This window comes from Brevundimonas sp. GW821-FHT12C05, from assembly GCF_058807475.1.
In genome coordinates this window covers 205,541-220,483 of record NZ_JBXAQS010000004.1, presented here as the reverse complement: position 1 = coordinate 220,483, position 14,943 = coordinate 205,541, and the positions used below count along the sequence as shown (strand labels likewise).

Here is a 14,943-nt window from a genome sequence, read left to right as displayed (position 1 = left end):
GGCTTTGAGGATTCAGTGACCAGAGCCTCTGCAGGCCGTGCGACGCATGGCCTCAGCGCGACGCGGTCGCCGCCGCTATCGGTCCAGGACGAAGGCCTCGTCGGCCGCCGAGACCGGCTGGCGCGAATCGTCCGTTCCCCACCCCTTGGCTCCACCCACCCGGACGGCGGCCCAGATGATGAAGCGGCGCACGGGATCGACGCCGCGGTTCTCCAGCGCCTCCCTGAAGACGCCGTCGGCTTCGGCCCGGTCGTAGGGTTCGGCGCGGGTCCGCCCGTCCCGGCGGCGCTTCCACTCTCCCGTGCCCGAGGTGGCGTAGAGGAAGTCATGGACGATCGCCGCCTTCACCCAGGGGCCGTCGGGCGGCAGCAGGATCCAGCCCCAGCGCGGTATGGAGGTGAGGTCGGTCACGAAGCCGGCGGGCGCGGTGATCAGGTCGTCTCCGTCCCCGGTCCTGTAGGTGAGGTCCCGCTGCAGCCCCCAGAGGCTGCGCCCCTTCTTGATCGACGGACTGAATTTGTTGTCGAGCAGGACCAGCACCAGCTTCCCGCCGAAACGATCCGTCCAATTGGTCAAGGCCGCCTCCCGCGTTCCGTTCCCGTCGCCCTGATTCAATCCAAAGCAGCGGCGAGATCAACCGCTGATGGAGATCGGCGTTCCTCGACCCACGGAAAGCGCTCCCAAAGGTCGCATGCGCTCCATCTTGCAAACGGTTCTCAAGTTCGGCACAAGCCGGGCGTGACCGACGCCGCCGCGACAGCTCCGAAGCCGAAGAAGGCCCTGAACGCCGCAAGGTCGTTCTGGCTGAAGCAATTGCATCAGTGGCACTGGATCTCGGCGGCCGTCAGCCTGATCGGGCTGATGCTGTTCGCCGTCACCGGCATCACCCTGAATCACGCGGCCTCGATCCCGGGCCAGGTCTCCACCGTGGAGACGACCGGAACCCTGCCCGCGCCCCTGCTGGAGCGGCTGTCGGCCTTCCCGCAGGAGACCACCGATCCCGCCCCCGACTATGTCGCGCGCTGGGCCTCGGACCACTTCAAGGTCTCCATCGCGGGCCGTCCCACCGAGACCACGCCGGAAGAGGTCTACGTCGCCCTGACCGAGCCCGGCGGCGACGGCTGGCTGACCATCGACCGCGCCACCGGCGAGGCCGCGCGCGAGCGCACGACGCGTGGCCCGATCGCCTACCTCAACGACCTGCACAAGGGCCGCAACACCGGCAAGGTGTGGTTCTGGTTCATCGACGTCTTCGCCGCCGCCTGCATCGTCTTCGCCGTCACCGGCTTCGCCCTGACCTGGATGCATGCGAAGCAGCGCCCCTCGACCTGGCCCCTGCTGGGTCTGGGTCTGCTGATCCCCGTCATCATCGCCCTGATCTTCATTCACTGACGAGTCCGACATGCGTCCCCTGACCCTCGCCGCCGCCTCCGCCGCCCTCGGGGCCATCGCGGCTCCCGCCATGGCCGCCGACCTGAACGTCACGGTGACCGTGCCGCAGCAGACCGGCGCCGCCTATCACCGCCCCTATGTCGCGCTGTGGATCGAGCGCGCGGGCGCCGGCGAAGCCGCCGCCACGCCGGTGCGCACCCTGGCCGTCTGGTACGAGGTCTCCAACGTCGCCGAGGGCAAGGACTGGCTCAAGGACATGCGCACCTGGTGGCGCGGTCTGGGCCGCGGCATGACCCTGCCCGCCGACGGCGTCTCCAGCGCCACCAAGGCCCCGGGCCGTCACACCGTCAGCATCCCCGCCGCCCGCCTGCGCGACCTGCCCGCCGGCAACTATTCGATCGTCGTCGAGGCGGCCCGCGAGCTGGGCGGCCGTGAAGTCGTCCGCGTGCCCTTCGTCTGGGGCCGCGCCAATACCGCCCAGGGAACCGGGCGCACCGAACTGGGCGCCGTCAGCGTCGCCGTCACCCGCTAGAGGAAGTCCGCCATGAAGAAGTCCATCGCCATCATTGCGGCCCTCGCCGCCCTCGCCCTGCCGATGTCCGCCCAGGCCCACCGCGCCTGGCTGGCCCCGACCTCGACCAGCCTGTCGGGAACCGATGCCTGGGTCGGCTTCGACGCCGGCATGTCGAACGGGGTCTTCATCCCCGACCACGCCGCCATGAACCTGGCCGGCCTGGTGATCACCGCGCCGGACGGCTCGACCGTCGCCCCCGAGAACATGGGCCGCGCCCGCTACCGTTCGACCTTCGACCTGCACCTGACCCAGCAGGGCACCTACCGCGTCGCCAACGTGATGGGCGGCGTCATCGTCAGCTACAAGCAGGGCGGCGAGCAGAAGCGCTGGCGCGGGACCGAGGCCGAGATGGCCGCCAACATTCCGGCCGACGCCACCGAAGTCGTTGCCACCCGCAACAACAGCCGCATCGAGACCTTCGTCACCCTCGGCGCGACCTCGACCACGGCGCTGGCCCCGACCGGCCAGGGCATCGAACTGGTCCCGGTGACCCACCCGAACGACCTGGTCGCCGGCGAGGCCGCGACCTTCAAGCTGGTCCGCGACGGCCAGCCGGCCGCCGACCTGGAAGTCACCATCGCCCGCGGCGGCACCCGCTACCGCGACAATCCGGAAGAGATCACGGTCCGCACCGGGGCCGACGGCGCCTTCACCGTCACCTGGCCCGAGCCGGGCATGTACTGGGTCAACGCCTCGGTCCGCACGCCCGCCCAAGGCCAGCAGCTGGCCTATAACGCCCAGTACAACGGCGTCGTGGAAGTCCTGCCCTGACCCGGCCCGGAGGCCCTCTCTCCAGCCAAAGCGCGCCGCCCACGGTCATCGTGGGCGGCGACGCTGCGCCGCGTCCGGACAACCGGGTCCTCATCCCGACCCACGGCCAGACGCCGGTCCGCCCGCCCTCGACCCTGATCTGGGACTTCGCGGGCGCGAGCATGGGAACCGACTGGTCCGTCCGCTTGATCCCGCCCGAGGGCGCCGAGCGGGCGACCTTCCAGTCCGCCATCGACGACGAACTGGCCCGCATCGTCAGCCTGTTCAGCCACTGGGACCCCCGTTCCGAGCTGGCCCGGTTCAACGCCGCGCCCGAAGGGTTCTGGGCGGTGTCCGAGCCCTTCTGGCTGCTGCTCAACCAGGCCATGGACATCGCCGATGACACTGACGGCGCCGTCGACCCGACGCTGGGCGCCCTGGTCAATCTGTGGGGCTTCGGCCCGCCCGGCCCGCGCCCGCTGAACGCCTTCGGCACCGGTCCGACCACCCCGTACGAGGAAGACATCGCCGCCGCCCTGGCCTTGTCCGGCTGGGGCCGCCTGCGGCTCAACCGCGACCAGCGCGCCGTGCAGCAGATCGGCGGGCTGAAGCTGGACCTGTCCGGCATCGCCAAGGGCCATGCCGTCGACCGCGTCTCCGACCGCCTGGCCGCGCTGGGCGCCGCCCATCACCTGGTCGAGATCGGCGGCGAACTGCGCGGCCGGGGCGTCAAGCCCGACGGCCATCCGTGGTGGGTCGAGCTGCAGCAGGGACCGGACGCCCCCGGCCCGCGCACCGTCGCGGCCCTGTTCGATCTCGCCGTCGCGACCTCCGGCGACTGGATCCGCAGCTTCGAATCCTATGGCCGGGTCTACAGCCACACCATCGACGGCCGCACCGGCCAGCCGGTCGAGAACGGCGTCGCCTCCGTCACCGTCCTGGCCGAAACGGCGATGTACGCCGACGCCATGGCCACGGCCCTGACCGTCATGGGCCCGACCGAAGGGCCCGCCTTCGCCACCGCGATGAAGATCGCCGCCGCCTTCGTCGTGCGCGGCTACGACGGCTCCACGGAGATCGTCACCCCCGCCTTCGCCGCCATGTTGGACGAGGGCGCGTGACCACCGATCCCGGGCGTCTGACATGGGCGGCCGTGGCCGTCGGCCTGTGGCTGCTGAGCGTCCTCTGGGTCGTCGTCAGCCGGGCGCTGGCCAGGCGCGCCGCCGCCCGCAAGGCCGCCGCCCTCGCCCCGCCCGCTGGGGTCGACGCCGTCCTCGTCGCCTTCGCCAGCCAGACCGGCCTCGCCGAGGAATTGGCGTGGATGACGGCCAAGAGCCTGTCCGACGCCGGCACCCCGGCGCGGGTCGCCCTGCTCGGCGATCTCGAGCCCGCCGAGCTGAAGGCCGCCGGACGCCTGCTGGTCGTCGCCTCTACCACCGGCGAGGGCGATCCGCCCGACAGCCTGTCCCGCTTCGTGCGCCAGACCATGAAGGCCCCCGCCGACCTGCAGGGCCTGTCCTACGGCCTGCTGGCGCTGGGCGACCACACCTATGCCGACTACTGCGGCTTCGGCCGGGCGCTGGACGGCTGGCTGCGGCGCTCGGGCGCCGAGCCCCTGTTCGACCATGTCGAGGTCGACAACGGCGACACCGGCGCCATCCGCCACTGGCAGCACCAGCTGGGCCTGATCACCGGCTCGGCGGTCCAGGCCGACTGGACCCCGCCCGCCTATGACCGCTGGCGTCTGGCCGAGCGTCGCCTGCTCAATCCCGGCAGTCCCGGCGGCGAGGCTTGCCTGCTGACCTTCGAGCCGATCGACCACACGCCGTCATGGGCCGCCGGCGACATCGCCGAGATCGGCCTGCCCGACCCCGCCCAGGGCAGCCGCGAATACTCCGTCGCCTCCCTGTCCTCGACCGGCCGCGCCGAGTTCATCGTCCGCCGCATGGCCCGCCCGGACGGCACGCCCGGCCTGGCCTCCGGCTGGCTGACCCGCGACCTCGCCCCCGGCGCCGAGGTCGGCATGCGCATCCGCACCAACCGCAGCTTCCACGGTCCCGACGCCGCGACGCCCCTGATCCTGATCGGCAACGGCACCGGCCTGGCCGGCCTGCGCGCCCATCTGAAGGCCCGCGAGGGACAGCCGCACGGCGGCGCCTGGCTGATGTTCGGCGAGCGCACCCGCGCCCACGACGCCTTCCTGGATGACGAGCTTCAGGCGATGCAGGCCTCGGGCCTGCTGACCCGGCTGGACCGCGTCTTCTCACGCGACGCGGGTGACGGCCGCTATGTGCAGGCCGTGGTCGCCGAGCAGGCGGAGACGCTGAAGGACTGGCTGTCCCGCGGCGCGACGATCATGGTCTGCGGCAGCCTCGAAGGCATGTCCAAGGGCGTCCACGAGGCGCTGGAAGCCGTGGTCGGCGCCGACGCCCTGCGCGATCTGACCGAGACCGGGCGCTATCGCCGGGACGTCTACTAGACCTCGGCCCATCGCCGCAGCAGGTTGTGATAGACCGCCGTCAGCTCCAGCACCGCAGGGTCCTTGGGTCCCTTCTCGGCATTGACCCGCTGGATCGCCACGTCCATCCGGAACAGGGTCTCGCGGTCGGCGTCGTCGCGAACCAGGCTTTGCAGCCAGAAGAAGCTGGCCACCCGGGCCCCGCGCGTGACCGGCGTGACCCGATGCAGGCTCTTGGACGGGTACAGGACCAGGTCCCCCGCCGACAGCTTCACCGACTGCGGCCCGTACATCTCCTCGATGATCAGCTCGCCGCCGTCGTATTCGTCGGGTTCGGACAGGAAGAGGGTGCAGGACAGGTCGCTGCGGATGCGCACGCCGCCCCGCTGGCGGATGGCGTTGTCGACATGCACGCCGAAATGCTCGCCGCCCTCGTAGCGGTTGAACAGCGGCGGAAAGATCGTGTGCGGCAGGGCGGCCGACACGAACATCGGATTGGCGTTCAGCGCCTGCAGCACCAGCGCCCCGACCTCGCGCGCCTGGGGCGAGTCCTCGGGAAGCTGGCGGTTGACCTTGGCGGTGGCCGACTGATGGCCCGAGGTGACGTTGCCGTCGGCCCACGGACCGGCGTCCAGCGTCGCGCGCAGGCTGGCCGCCTCCGCCTTGGAGAACACCTCTGGAATATGCAGCAGCATGCGCCGCCTCCTTGGTCGCGCCGGAGATCCGGACACGGAAAGACCCGGGGGGTCAGGCCATCAGGGAAGACCAACCTGAACCCCCGGGTTCTACGCGAACGGACCTACGGGCCGAAATAGCCCGCCGCGCAGATTCAGCGACCTCAGTAGCGCAGGTTCAGCGTCAGGATCGCCTGACGGGCCGGCGCCACATCGGCGTGGTGCACGCCGTTGGTGCGGATGATGTATTCCTCGTCGCCCGCGTTCTGGACGTTCAGCTGCAGCGAGGCGGTGTCGTTGATGTCGTACGAGGCGAACAGGTCCACCCGGGTGTACTCCGGCGCATAGACGCGGTTGGCGCCGCCGCCCGCTCCGCCCTGGTTGCCGCCGAAGCTCTTGGACACATAGTAGACGCCCCCGCCCAGGCTCAGCTTCGGGGTCACCCGATAGGTGCTGAACAGGCTGAACGAGTGTTCCGGCGTGTTGGCCAGCGGCTGGCCCTCGAAGGGGTTGGGAACCGGCAGGCCGCCGACGATCGTCACCGCGCCCTTCACCAGTTCGGAGTCCATCCAGCTATAGCCGCCGAACACCTGCCATTCGCGGGTGATGTTGCCGGACACGCCCAGCTCGATCCCCCGCACCTCGACCTCGCCGGCTTGCTGGAAGTCGTTCGGGCCCGGACCGACCAGGATCTGGGCGTTCTCGCGGGTCAGGTGGAAGGCCGCGGCCGACAGGGCCAGGCGGTCGCCGAACAGGTTGGCCTTGGCGCCGATCTCCCAGCTGGCGGTCTCTTCCGGATCCAGGACGCTGGTCAGCGTGCCCGAACCCGTGCCGTTGCCACCCGTGTTCTGGTCGCCCGCGGCGATCAGCGGCGGGGTGGAGGAGGTGGCGTAGGAGACGTAGACGCTCGAGTTGGCGCTGGGTTTGTAGACTAGGCCGACCTGATAGTTGACGAAATCCCAGTCCGCGGCGACCGGCGTGTAGATCGGCGCGGCCACGGTGCCCGTGGCGTTGATCCCCTCGACCGAATAGTCGTCGTAGCGGACGCCCAGGTTGACGATGAAGCGGTCGCCGATCTCGATCGAGTCCAGGGCGTACAGGCCCACGGTGTCGGTGGTGTTGGTGCTGATCAGACCGCGCGAGATCGTGCCGGTCCAGGGATCGCTCGGATTGGGATCGTACAGCGGGGTGCAGTCGAAGCCGGTCAGGGGCGCCGGGCAGGCCGAACCGCTGATCGTCGTGACGGTGTAGGAGGCGTTGCGGTTCTTCTCGCGCGCCAGTTCCAGGCCGATGTCGTAGCTGTGACGCACGCCGCCCGTGGTGATCCGACCGTGCAGGTCGGTGACGTTGGCGATCGTGTCGTTCGGGTTCCAGCGCGACTTGGTCCCCCGCTTCATCCAGTAGACGCCGCCGATCAGGGCCACGCCCGGAGGCGTCGAGGTGATGCTGCCGCCGTCGCCGGGGTTGGTGACGACATAGTCGTTCAGCGTACGCGACACGCGGGTCACGTTGCGCAGTTCGGCGTGGTCGCCGAAGCGGTGCTTCACATCGAAGGTGAAGGTGTCGACCGTATTGGTCAGGTAGTCGCGCGACTGCAGGCCGTAGAAGCTGTCGTATGGCACATCCAGCACGCCGCTGTCGGTCGTGCGGTTGTTGATCTTGGTGAACAGCGGGATGCCGTAGTCGGGCATCTGGTTCGATTCCAGATGGTAGTAGCTCATGGTCGCCGTGGTCGGCGTGCCCAGGCCGGCCGCCAGCGACAGGCCCAGACCCCACTTGTCATAGTCGACCGAGTCACGCCCCGGCACGTCGCCCTCGGCGCCCATCAGGTTCAGACGCAGGGCGGCGGTCCCGCCCAGGTTCCAGTTCTGGTCGATCGTCCCGCGCAGATAGCCGTCGGTGCCGACGCCCAGCCCGTAATGCGTGAAGTCCTGCAGGCGTGGGGCCTTGGAGCCGAGGTTGATGCTGCCGCCGCCCGAGCCGCGGCCCGAATAGACCGAATCCGGTCCCTTCACGACCTCGACCTGCTCCAGGTTGAAGACCTCGCGCTGCTGGCCGCCCGAGTCGCGGATGCCGTCGACGAAGATGTTGTTGCCCGAGGACTGGCCGCGGATGAACGGACGGTCGGCCAGCGGCTGGCCGCCTTCACCGGCGCCGAAGGTGATGCCCGGCGAGGTGCGCAGGATGTCCTGCAGCGAGGTCGCGGCGGTCTGTTCGATGATCTGCTGTGGAATGATGGTCACCGCGCGCGGCGTGTCGACCAAGGGAGCGACGAACTCCGGCGACGTCGGCTCGCGGCGGACATGCTGGCCGGTGACGGTCACCGTCCCCAGGGTGGTGGCGTCCTGTTGCTGCGGATCGGCGGCGGTATCCGGATCGCCGGCCACGGCGGGCGCGGCGGCCAGCAGCATGCCGGCGGCGCTGGAAGCGAACAGGAGCGAGCGGAGCGCATCGGCGCGTTGGGTCATGGGAGTCGGTTCCGGGGAGGAAGGTATCTGCGAGCGGCTCGCAATATCACCTTTACCGGACGCCGCAACCGCTTTTGCGACACACTCGCAGAATTATGGCCCCTGTTTCGCCCCGTCCCCGCCTGGATGAAAGCTTGGCCGTCAGCCCACCGCCACCGCCTTCATCGACACCGACAGGTCCGCCAGCCGGTTCGCGTCCACCGGCGTCGCCTTGCCGATCATCATCCGCCCGGCCATGAACTCGGCCGGCGCGTTGACGGCCTCCACGCAGACGATGCGGTCTCCGGCCAGATGGAAGACGGCGAAGGCGCCCGCCTCCACGTCGCCGCGCACCACCTGACGGTCCGCCCCGTCCGGCAGGCCGGCGATCTGCAGCTTCAGGTCATACTGGTCGGACCAGAACCACGGGACCTCGGGCGTCGGCGCGGCGCGGCCGACGATGGCCGAGGCCGCCTGCTTGGCCTGCTCCAGCGCGTTGGGCACGCTCTCCAGCCGGTGCATCGCCCCGCCGTGCACGGGCACGGGCCGGTAGGTCACGTCGCCGACGGCCCAGATCGCCGGGTCCGAGGTCCGCGCCTCGCCGTCCACCACCACCCCGTTCAGGCAGTGCAGCCCGGCCGTCCGCGCCAGTCCCTCGCGCGCCAGGGCGCCGACGCCGACCAGCACGGCGTCGGCCTCGATCAGCCGCCCGTCCGCCAGCCGCACGCCCGCCTCCTCGAACCCGGTCACCTCGGCCGAGGTCAGGATCTCGACGCCATGCTTGCGATGATAGCCGGTGAAGAATTCGGACAGCGTATGCGAGGCGACGCGCGCCAGGACCCAGTCCATCCGCTCGATGACCACGGCGTCGGCGCCCAGCGCCCGGGCCGAGGCCGCCGCTTCCAGCCCCACATAACCGCCGCCCACGACCGCCAGCTTCCGGCCCGGTCCCAGCGCCGCCTTCAGCCGCTCGGCGTCGGCCAGGGTGCGCAACTCCAGCAGGTCCGGCCGCTCGGCGCCCGGCAGGGCCAGCCGCCGCGCCGTCGACCCGGTGGCCAGGATCAGGGCGTCATAGGCCTCGACCGTTCCGTCCGCGAAGGCCACGGTCTTGCCCGCCGGATCGATCGCCGTCGCGGTCGCCCCGGTGCGCAGTTCGATATCCTGCTCGGCGTAGAAGCTCTCGGGGCGCAGCAGCAGCGCCTCCAGATCGGCCTCGCCCTTCAGCCAGGCCTTTGACAACGGCGGCCGCTGATAGGGCGGCGCAGGCTCTTCGCCCGCCAGCACGATGGGACCTTCGTGGCCGTACTGGCGCAACAGCGCCGCCGCCGTGCCGCCCGCGTGACCCGCGCCGATGATCAGAACCTTTGTCATGTTTCGCAAGTAGTGCGATCTGAACCCTTACGCCAAGAGTCTCCCTGCACAGGCCGTCGCCTTGCTGGACAGGTCCTGCCGTGCAAACGTCGTTCGTTCAAACTATTCCCCGAGGGATAAAGAATGCTGATCCGGTCTCTCATCGCCGCCACGGCTGCGCTGCTGCTGGTCGCGCCCGCCGCGCATGCTCAGGATCCGTCCGCCAAGTCGACCTTCGGCGACATCGTCCTGGAGTCGGGCTTCACCCCCGATCCGCACACGGTCAGCCTGACCGCCGGCGGCTCGATCGACGCCGCGACCATCGGCTCGCCCTGCCGCGGCTCGATCGCCCGCGCCCCCGACTATCAGCTGACCTACACGTCCGGCTCGCTGCCGCTGTACATCTACGCGGTCTCGTCGTCGGACACGACGCTGGTGGTCAACGGCCCCGACGGCCAGTGGTACTGCGACGACGATTCCAACGGCGGCACCAACCCGCAGGTGACCTTCAACAGCCCGCGCTCGGGGACCTATGACATCTGGGTCGGCACCTTCGGCGGCGGCACGGCCTCGGCGACCCTGAACATCACCGAGCTGGCCGGCGACCGCGCGGGCGGCGGCGGTTCTCCCGACACCACCCTGACCGCGACCTTCGGCGAAGTCAGCCTGAACTCGGGCTTCACCCCCGATCCGCACCGCGTCAGCCTGACCGCCGGCGGCGCCCTCTCGGCCTCGGACGTGTCCTCGTCCTGCCAGGGCTCGATCGCCACGGCGCCGGACTACGAGATCACCTACACCGCCGGCTCGCTGCCGCTGGCCATCCGCACCGAGGCCAATACGGACACCACCCTGGTGGTCAACGGCCCCGACGGCCAATGGTATTGCGACGATGACTCGGGCGGCGGCACCAACGCCCAGGTCTATTTCGCCAAGCCCGCCTCCGGCACCTACGACATCTGGGTCGGCACCTACGGCGGCGGCAACCAGCCCGCCACCCTGCTGATCACCGAAGTGCCGTAGGGCGTTCCCCTTCGCCAATCGGAACCGCTGCGGGCGCCGGGGGATTGACCCGGCGCCCGTTTCGCTTTTCCACCTTGGCCGTCACATGGTGTTTCAGCGCGCCGCGCCACTGTTGGCTAGGCGGGCGGAAGCGGCCAAAGACCCTTCATCCCGAAGGGTTCAACAAGTGAAGGAGCACGAATGGCGGCCCTGGTGCTGTTCGGCGGCGGCGGCGACCTCGCCATGCGGATGCTTCTGCCTTCGCTCTATTTCCTCGAGCATGACGGCCTGCTGCCCGACGATCTGAAGATCATCGGCGCCGCCCGCTCGGACGAGAGCCGCGACGAGTATGTCGAAAAGGTCCGCGCCTCGGTCGAGGGCAAGGCCCGGGCCGACGACGCCTGGTCCGAAGCCGCCTGGTCCCGCATGGAGGCCCGCCTCGACTATCTGCCGGTCGACGCCACCAGCGCCGAGAGCCTGAAGCCGCTCAAGGACAAGGCCGGCGACGGCGAAATCACGTCCTTCCTGGCGGTCTCCCCCTCCCTCTACGCCCGCATCGTCACCGCCATGAAGGTGGCGGGGCTGGCCGAACGGAACTGCCGCGTGGTGTTGGAAAAGCCGGTCGGCCGCGACCTCAGGAGTTTCCGCGAAATCGATGACGCGGTCGGCCAAGCCTTCCGCGAGGACCAAGTGTTCCGCATCGATCACTACCTGGGCAAGGAGACGGTCCAGAACCTGATCGCCCTGCGCTTCGGCAACACGGTGTTCGAGCCGCTGTGGAACAACCTGTCGATCGACCACGTCCAGATCACCATCGGCGAGACCGTCGGCGTCGGCGACCGCTGGCCCTATTACGACGAGTACGGCGCCCTGCGGGACATGCTGCAGAACCACATGCTGCAGCTGCTGTGCCTGGTGGCCATGGAGCCGCCGTCCGACCTCGATCCGGACTCGGTCCGCAACGAGAAGGTCAAGGTCCTCCGCTCCCTGCGCCCCATCACCCATGAGGAGGCCGAGCGCGTCACCGTGCGCGGCCAGTACGTGGCGGGGACCAGCGAGGGCAAGCCGGCCAAGGGCTATGACGAGGAACGCGGCCAGCCGTCCGACACCGAGACCTTCGTCGCCATCCGCGCCGACATCGACAACTGGCGCTGGGCGGGCGTCCCCTTCTTCATGCGCACCGGCAAGCGCCTGCCCGAGAAGCGCACCGAGATCGTCATCCAGTTCAAGCCGCTGCCGCACTCCATCTTCGACCGCGACGACCGCGGCGAGGTCCAGGCCAACCGCATGGTCATCGAGCTGCAGCCCGAGGAAGACATCTCCCTGACGGTGATGAACAAGAAGCCCGGCCTCGACCAGCGCATGCAGCTGCAGCCGATCAAGATGAGCCTGTCGTGGGGCGTCGGCGGAAAGGGCGACAAGCCGCCGCGCCGCCGCATCGCCTACGAACGCCTGCTGCTGGATGCGCTCCACGGCGACTCGACCCTGTTCGTCCGCCGCGACGAGGCCGAGCAGGCCTGGAAATGGGTCGACGAGGTCTCCGAGGCCTGGGCCGACGGCGGCATCAAGCCCCAGGAATATGTCGCCGGAACCTGGGGTCCCGCGGACGCCGACATGCTGATGGCCCGCACCGGCCGGGAATGGAATTCGTCGGATGCCTGAGATTCAGATCATCCCCTTCGCCGACGACTGGGCCCACGCCTGCGCCGCAAGTCTTTCCGCCGCGCTCACCGAAGGCCTCAAGGATCCGGCCCAGAATGGCTGGGCGGTGTTCGCGGGCGCCGGCGGCTCGACACCAGAGCCCATCTACCGCCGTCTGGCGGCGATGCGGTCCTTTGAGGACTGGCAGCACACCTTCGTCACCCTGGTGGACGAGCGTTACGTGCCCGAGACCTCGCCGGACTCGAACGCCGCCCTGATCAAGCGAACCCTCATCACCGGCGACGCCCGGGGCGCCGAGTTCCTGCCCCTCTACCGGTCAGAGGTCACCGTCGATCGCGCCGCCGCCATCGCCGCTCACAATCTGTCCGCTGAACTGGATGGCCGCCGCCTCGACGCCGTCCTTCTCGGCATGGGGGAGGATGGCCATATCTGCTCCATGTTCCCGCAAAGCCCGACGCTGAAGACCCTGCTCACGCCCACCCTGGCGCCGACCGTCCTGGGCGTGCCTCACGGCCGCGACGGCATGGCCCCCAGCCTGGAACGCCTGTCGATCAACCTGCCTTATCTGATGCAGGCCCGCCGCGTGGTCCTGGCCCTGACCGGCAAGCAGAAGCGCGCGGTGTTCGAGCGCGAGGCCGCGGGCGACCCGGCGATCCAGCCCATCGCCGCCCTGATCGCCGCGAACGTCCCGCTGGAAGTCCTGTGGACGGAGAAGGTCTGATGCCCAAACTTCATCCCGTCGTGGCCCAGGTCACCGCCCGCATCACCGAGCGCTCTCGCGCGACCCGCGCCGACTACCTGCGCCGCATGGACTCCGCCCGCGACAGCGGCGTCGGCCGCGCCAAGCTCAGCTGCGCCAACTGGGCCCACGCCTTCGCCGGCGCGCCCGTGAAGGACAAGCTGAACGCCATGTCGGGCGCCCAGCCCAACGTCGGCGTGGTCACCGCCTACAACGACATGCTCTCGGCCCATCAGCCGTTCGAGCGCTTCCCCGAGATCATCCGCGCCGCCGTGCGCGAGGTGAACGCCACCGCCCAGGTCGCCGGGGGCACGCCCGCCATGTGCGACGGCGTCACCCAGGGCCGTCCGGGCATGGAGCTGTCGCTGTTCAGCCGCGACGTCATCGCCATGTCCACCGGCGTCGCCCTGACCCACGACGCCTTCGACGCCGCCATGATGCTGGGCGTCTGCGACAAGATCGTCCCGGGCCTGTTCATCGGCGCCCTGGCCTTCGGCCACCTGCCGGTCGTCTTCGCCCCCGCCGGGCCCATGCCCTCGGGCATTCCCAACGCCGAAAAGGCCCGCGTCCGCGCCCTCTACGCCCAGAACCAGGTCGACCGTCAGACCCTGCTGGAAAGCGAGATCGGCAGCTACCATTCGCCCGGCACCTGCACCTTCTACGGCACCGCCAACTCCAACCAGATGATGATGGAGCTGGGCGGCCTGCACCTGCCCTCCACCGCCTTCGTCCACCCCGAGACCGGCCTGCGCGACGCCCTGACGGCGGCCGCCGCCAAGCGCGCGGTCGAGCTGGCCCGCACCGGTCGGGGCCGCATGGCCGACGTCATCAGCGAGAAGTCGGTCGTCAACATGATCGTCGCCCTGCTGGCCACCGGCGGCTCGACCAACCACGCCATCCACCTGGTCGCCATGGCGCGCGCCGCGGGCGTGCTGATCGACTGGACCGACATGGACCAGCTGTCGTCCGCCACCCCCCTGCTGGCCCGCGTCTACCCCAACGGCTCGGCCGACGTGAACGCCTTCCAGGCCGCCGGCGGCGTCGCCTTCGTCACCCGCGAACTGGCCCAGGCCGGCAACATCCACTCGGACGTCACCACCGTCATGGGCGACGGCATCCAGCACTATTTCCAGGAGCCCTCGCTGGTCGACGGCGAACTGGTCTGGCGCGACGGCGTCAGCGAAAGCCTGGACCGCGACATCCTGCGTCCCGCCTCCGATCCGTTCCAAAAGGACGGCGGCCTACGCCTCGTCCAGGGCGACCTGGGTCGGGCCGTCATCAAGGTCTCGGCGGTCAAGCCCGAGAACCGCATCGTCGAGGCCCCCGCCGCCGTCTTCGAGTCGCAGGAAGAGGCGCTGCAGGCCTTCAAGGACGGCAAGCTGAACCGCGACGTCGTCGTGGTCCTGCGCTTCCAGGGCCCCAAGGCCAACGGCATGCCCGAGCTGCACAGCCTGTCTCCCGCCCTCAGCGTGCTCCAGGACAAGGGCTTCAAGGTCGCCTTCGTCACCGACGGCCGCATGTCCGGCGCCTCGGGCAAGACCCCCGCCGCCATCCACGTCTCGCCCGAAGCCCTCGCCGGCGGCCCCCTGGCCCACGTGAAGGACGGCGACATCATCCGGCTGGACGCCGAGGCCGGGGTGCTGACCACCATCGGCGTCGCGGGCCTGCGCGAACGCCCCGCCGCCCACCGCACCCAGGCCCACGCCACCGGCTCGGCCTGGGGCTACGGCCGCGAGTTGTTCAGCGTCTTCCGCCAGACCGTCTCGACCGCCGAGGAGGGGGCTTCGGTCTGCTTCACGACGCCGACCGGTAGTCCGGTCAACGTCGATACCCCGCCCGATCCGAACATTGTCGACCGCGCCGTCGATGCCTGACGCCAATCAAGAACAAGCCGCCGC

General features: G+C 69.9%; 13 protein-coding genes. 9 read left to right on the top strand and 4 right to left on the bottom strand.

Annotated features, from left to right (window positions below; genetic code table 11):
* Window positions 1-75 precede the first annotated feature (75 nt).
* Complete coding sequence (locus tag AC1RRF_RS14715) at window positions 76-576, bottom strand: DUF1353 domain-containing protein (RefSeq protein ID WP_492835828.1); 501 nt, start codon at window positions 574-576, stop codon at window positions 76-78.
* Between the two features lie 162 nt (window positions 577-738).
* On the opposite strand from AC1RRF_RS14715, the gene AC1RRF_RS14710 reads away from it, so the two are divergent.
* Genes AC1RRF_RS14710 through AC1RRF_RS14690 form a run of 5 tightly spaced genes read left to right on the top strand, consistent with a single transcriptional unit; the run spans window position 739 to window position 5,195 of the window.
* Window positions 739-1,392 (top strand): PepSY-associated TM helix domain-containing protein, encoded by a 654-nt coding sequence (locus tag AC1RRF_RS14710; protein ID WP_492835826.1) that lies wholly within the window; start codon window positions 739-741, stop codon window positions 1,390-1,392.
* Window positions 1,393-1,402: 10 nt separating this feature from the next.
* The gene (locus tag AC1RRF_RS14705; RefSeq protein WP_492835824.1) at window positions 1,403-1,924 is read left to right on the top strand and encodes a DUF2271 domain-containing protein; all 522 of its coding nucleotides are present in this window, start codon (window positions 1,403-1,405) and stop codon (window positions 1,922-1,924) included.
* A 12-nt stretch (window positions 1,925-1,936) separates the two neighbouring features.
* Window positions 1,937-2,737, top strand: a complete 801-nt coding sequence (locus AC1RRF_RS14700) for a DUF4198 domain-containing protein (protein WP_492835822.1) — start codon at window positions 1,937-1,939, stop codon at window positions 2,735-2,737.
* A gap of 50 nt (window positions 2,738-2,787) precedes the next feature.
* Window positions 2,788-3,837: an FAD:protein FMN transferase gene (locus tag AC1RRF_RS14695; RefSeq protein ID WP_492835820.1), complete on the top strand. Its 1,050-nt coding sequence runs from the start codon at window positions 2,788-2,790 to the stop codon at window positions 3,835-3,837.
* Window positions 3,834-5,195: a sulfite reductase subunit alpha gene (locus AC1RRF_RS14690; RefSeq protein ID WP_492835818.1), complete on the top strand. Its 1,362-nt coding sequence runs from the start codon at window positions 3,834-3,836 to the stop codon at window positions 5,193-5,195. The genes AC1RRF_RS14695 and AC1RRF_RS14690 overlap by 4 nt, the downstream gene beginning before the upstream one ends.
* Here the strand turns inward: AC1RRF_RS14690 and AC1RRF_RS14685 are convergent.
* The 3 genes from AC1RRF_RS14685 to AC1RRF_RS14675 all read right to left on the bottom strand — a co-directional run bounded on the left by AC1RRF_RS14685 (window position 5,192) and on the right by AC1RRF_RS14675 (window position 9,666).
* On the bottom strand, window positions 5,192-5,869 hold the full coding sequence (locus AC1RRF_RS14685) for a Fe2+-dependent dioxygenase (protein ID WP_492835816.1): 678 nt from the start codon (window positions 5,867-5,869) through the stop codon (window positions 5,192-5,194). The two genes, AC1RRF_RS14690 and AC1RRF_RS14685, sit on opposite strands and share 4 nt — an antisense overlap.
* 143 nt (window positions 5,870-6,012) lie before the next feature.
* Entirely contained in the window at window positions 6,013-8,316 is a 2,304-nt protein-coding gene (locus tag AC1RRF_RS14680) for a TonB-dependent receptor (RefSeq protein WP_492835814.1), read from the bottom strand.
* Window positions 8,317-8,457: 141 nt separating this feature from the next.
* Window positions 8,458-9,666: an NAD(P)/FAD-dependent oxidoreductase gene (locus AC1RRF_RS14675; RefSeq protein ID WP_492835812.1), complete on the bottom strand. Its 1,209-nt coding sequence runs from the start codon at window positions 9,664-9,666 to the stop codon at window positions 8,458-8,460.
* 123 nt (window positions 9,667-9,789) lie between these two features.
* Between AC1RRF_RS14675 and AC1RRF_RS14670 the strand changes: the two genes are divergently transcribed.
* From AC1RRF_RS14670 to edd, 4 genes are all read left to right on the top strand, one after another.
* Window positions 9,790-10,665 (top strand): hypothetical protein, encoded by an 876-nt coding sequence (locus AC1RRF_RS14670; RefSeq protein ID WP_492835810.1) that lies wholly within the window; start codon window positions 9,790-9,792, stop codon window positions 10,663-10,665.
* Window positions 10,666-10,845: 180 nt separating this feature from the next.
* Window positions 10,846-12,306 carry a glucose-6-phosphate dehydrogenase gene (zwf, locus tag AC1RRF_RS14665; protein ID WP_492835808.1) on the top strand — a complete coding sequence of 487 codons (1,461 nt, stop codon included), beginning with the start codon at window positions 10,846-10,848 and terminating at the stop codon, window positions 12,304-12,306.
* A complete protein-coding gene (gene pgl, locus AC1RRF_RS14660; protein WP_492835806.1) occupies window positions 12,299-13,027 on the top strand; it encodes a 6-phosphogluconolactonase in 729 nt (242 codons plus the stop codon). Before zwf ends, pgl begins: the two co-directional genes overlap by 8 nt.
* Window positions 13,027-14,919, top strand: coding sequence for a phosphogluconate dehydratase (gene edd / locus AC1RRF_RS14655; protein ID WP_492835804.1), 1,893 nt, complete (start codon window positions 13,027-13,029; stop codon window positions 14,917-14,919). Before pgl ends, edd begins: the two co-directional genes overlap by 1 nt.
* Window positions 14,920-14,943: the final 24 nt, after the last annotated feature.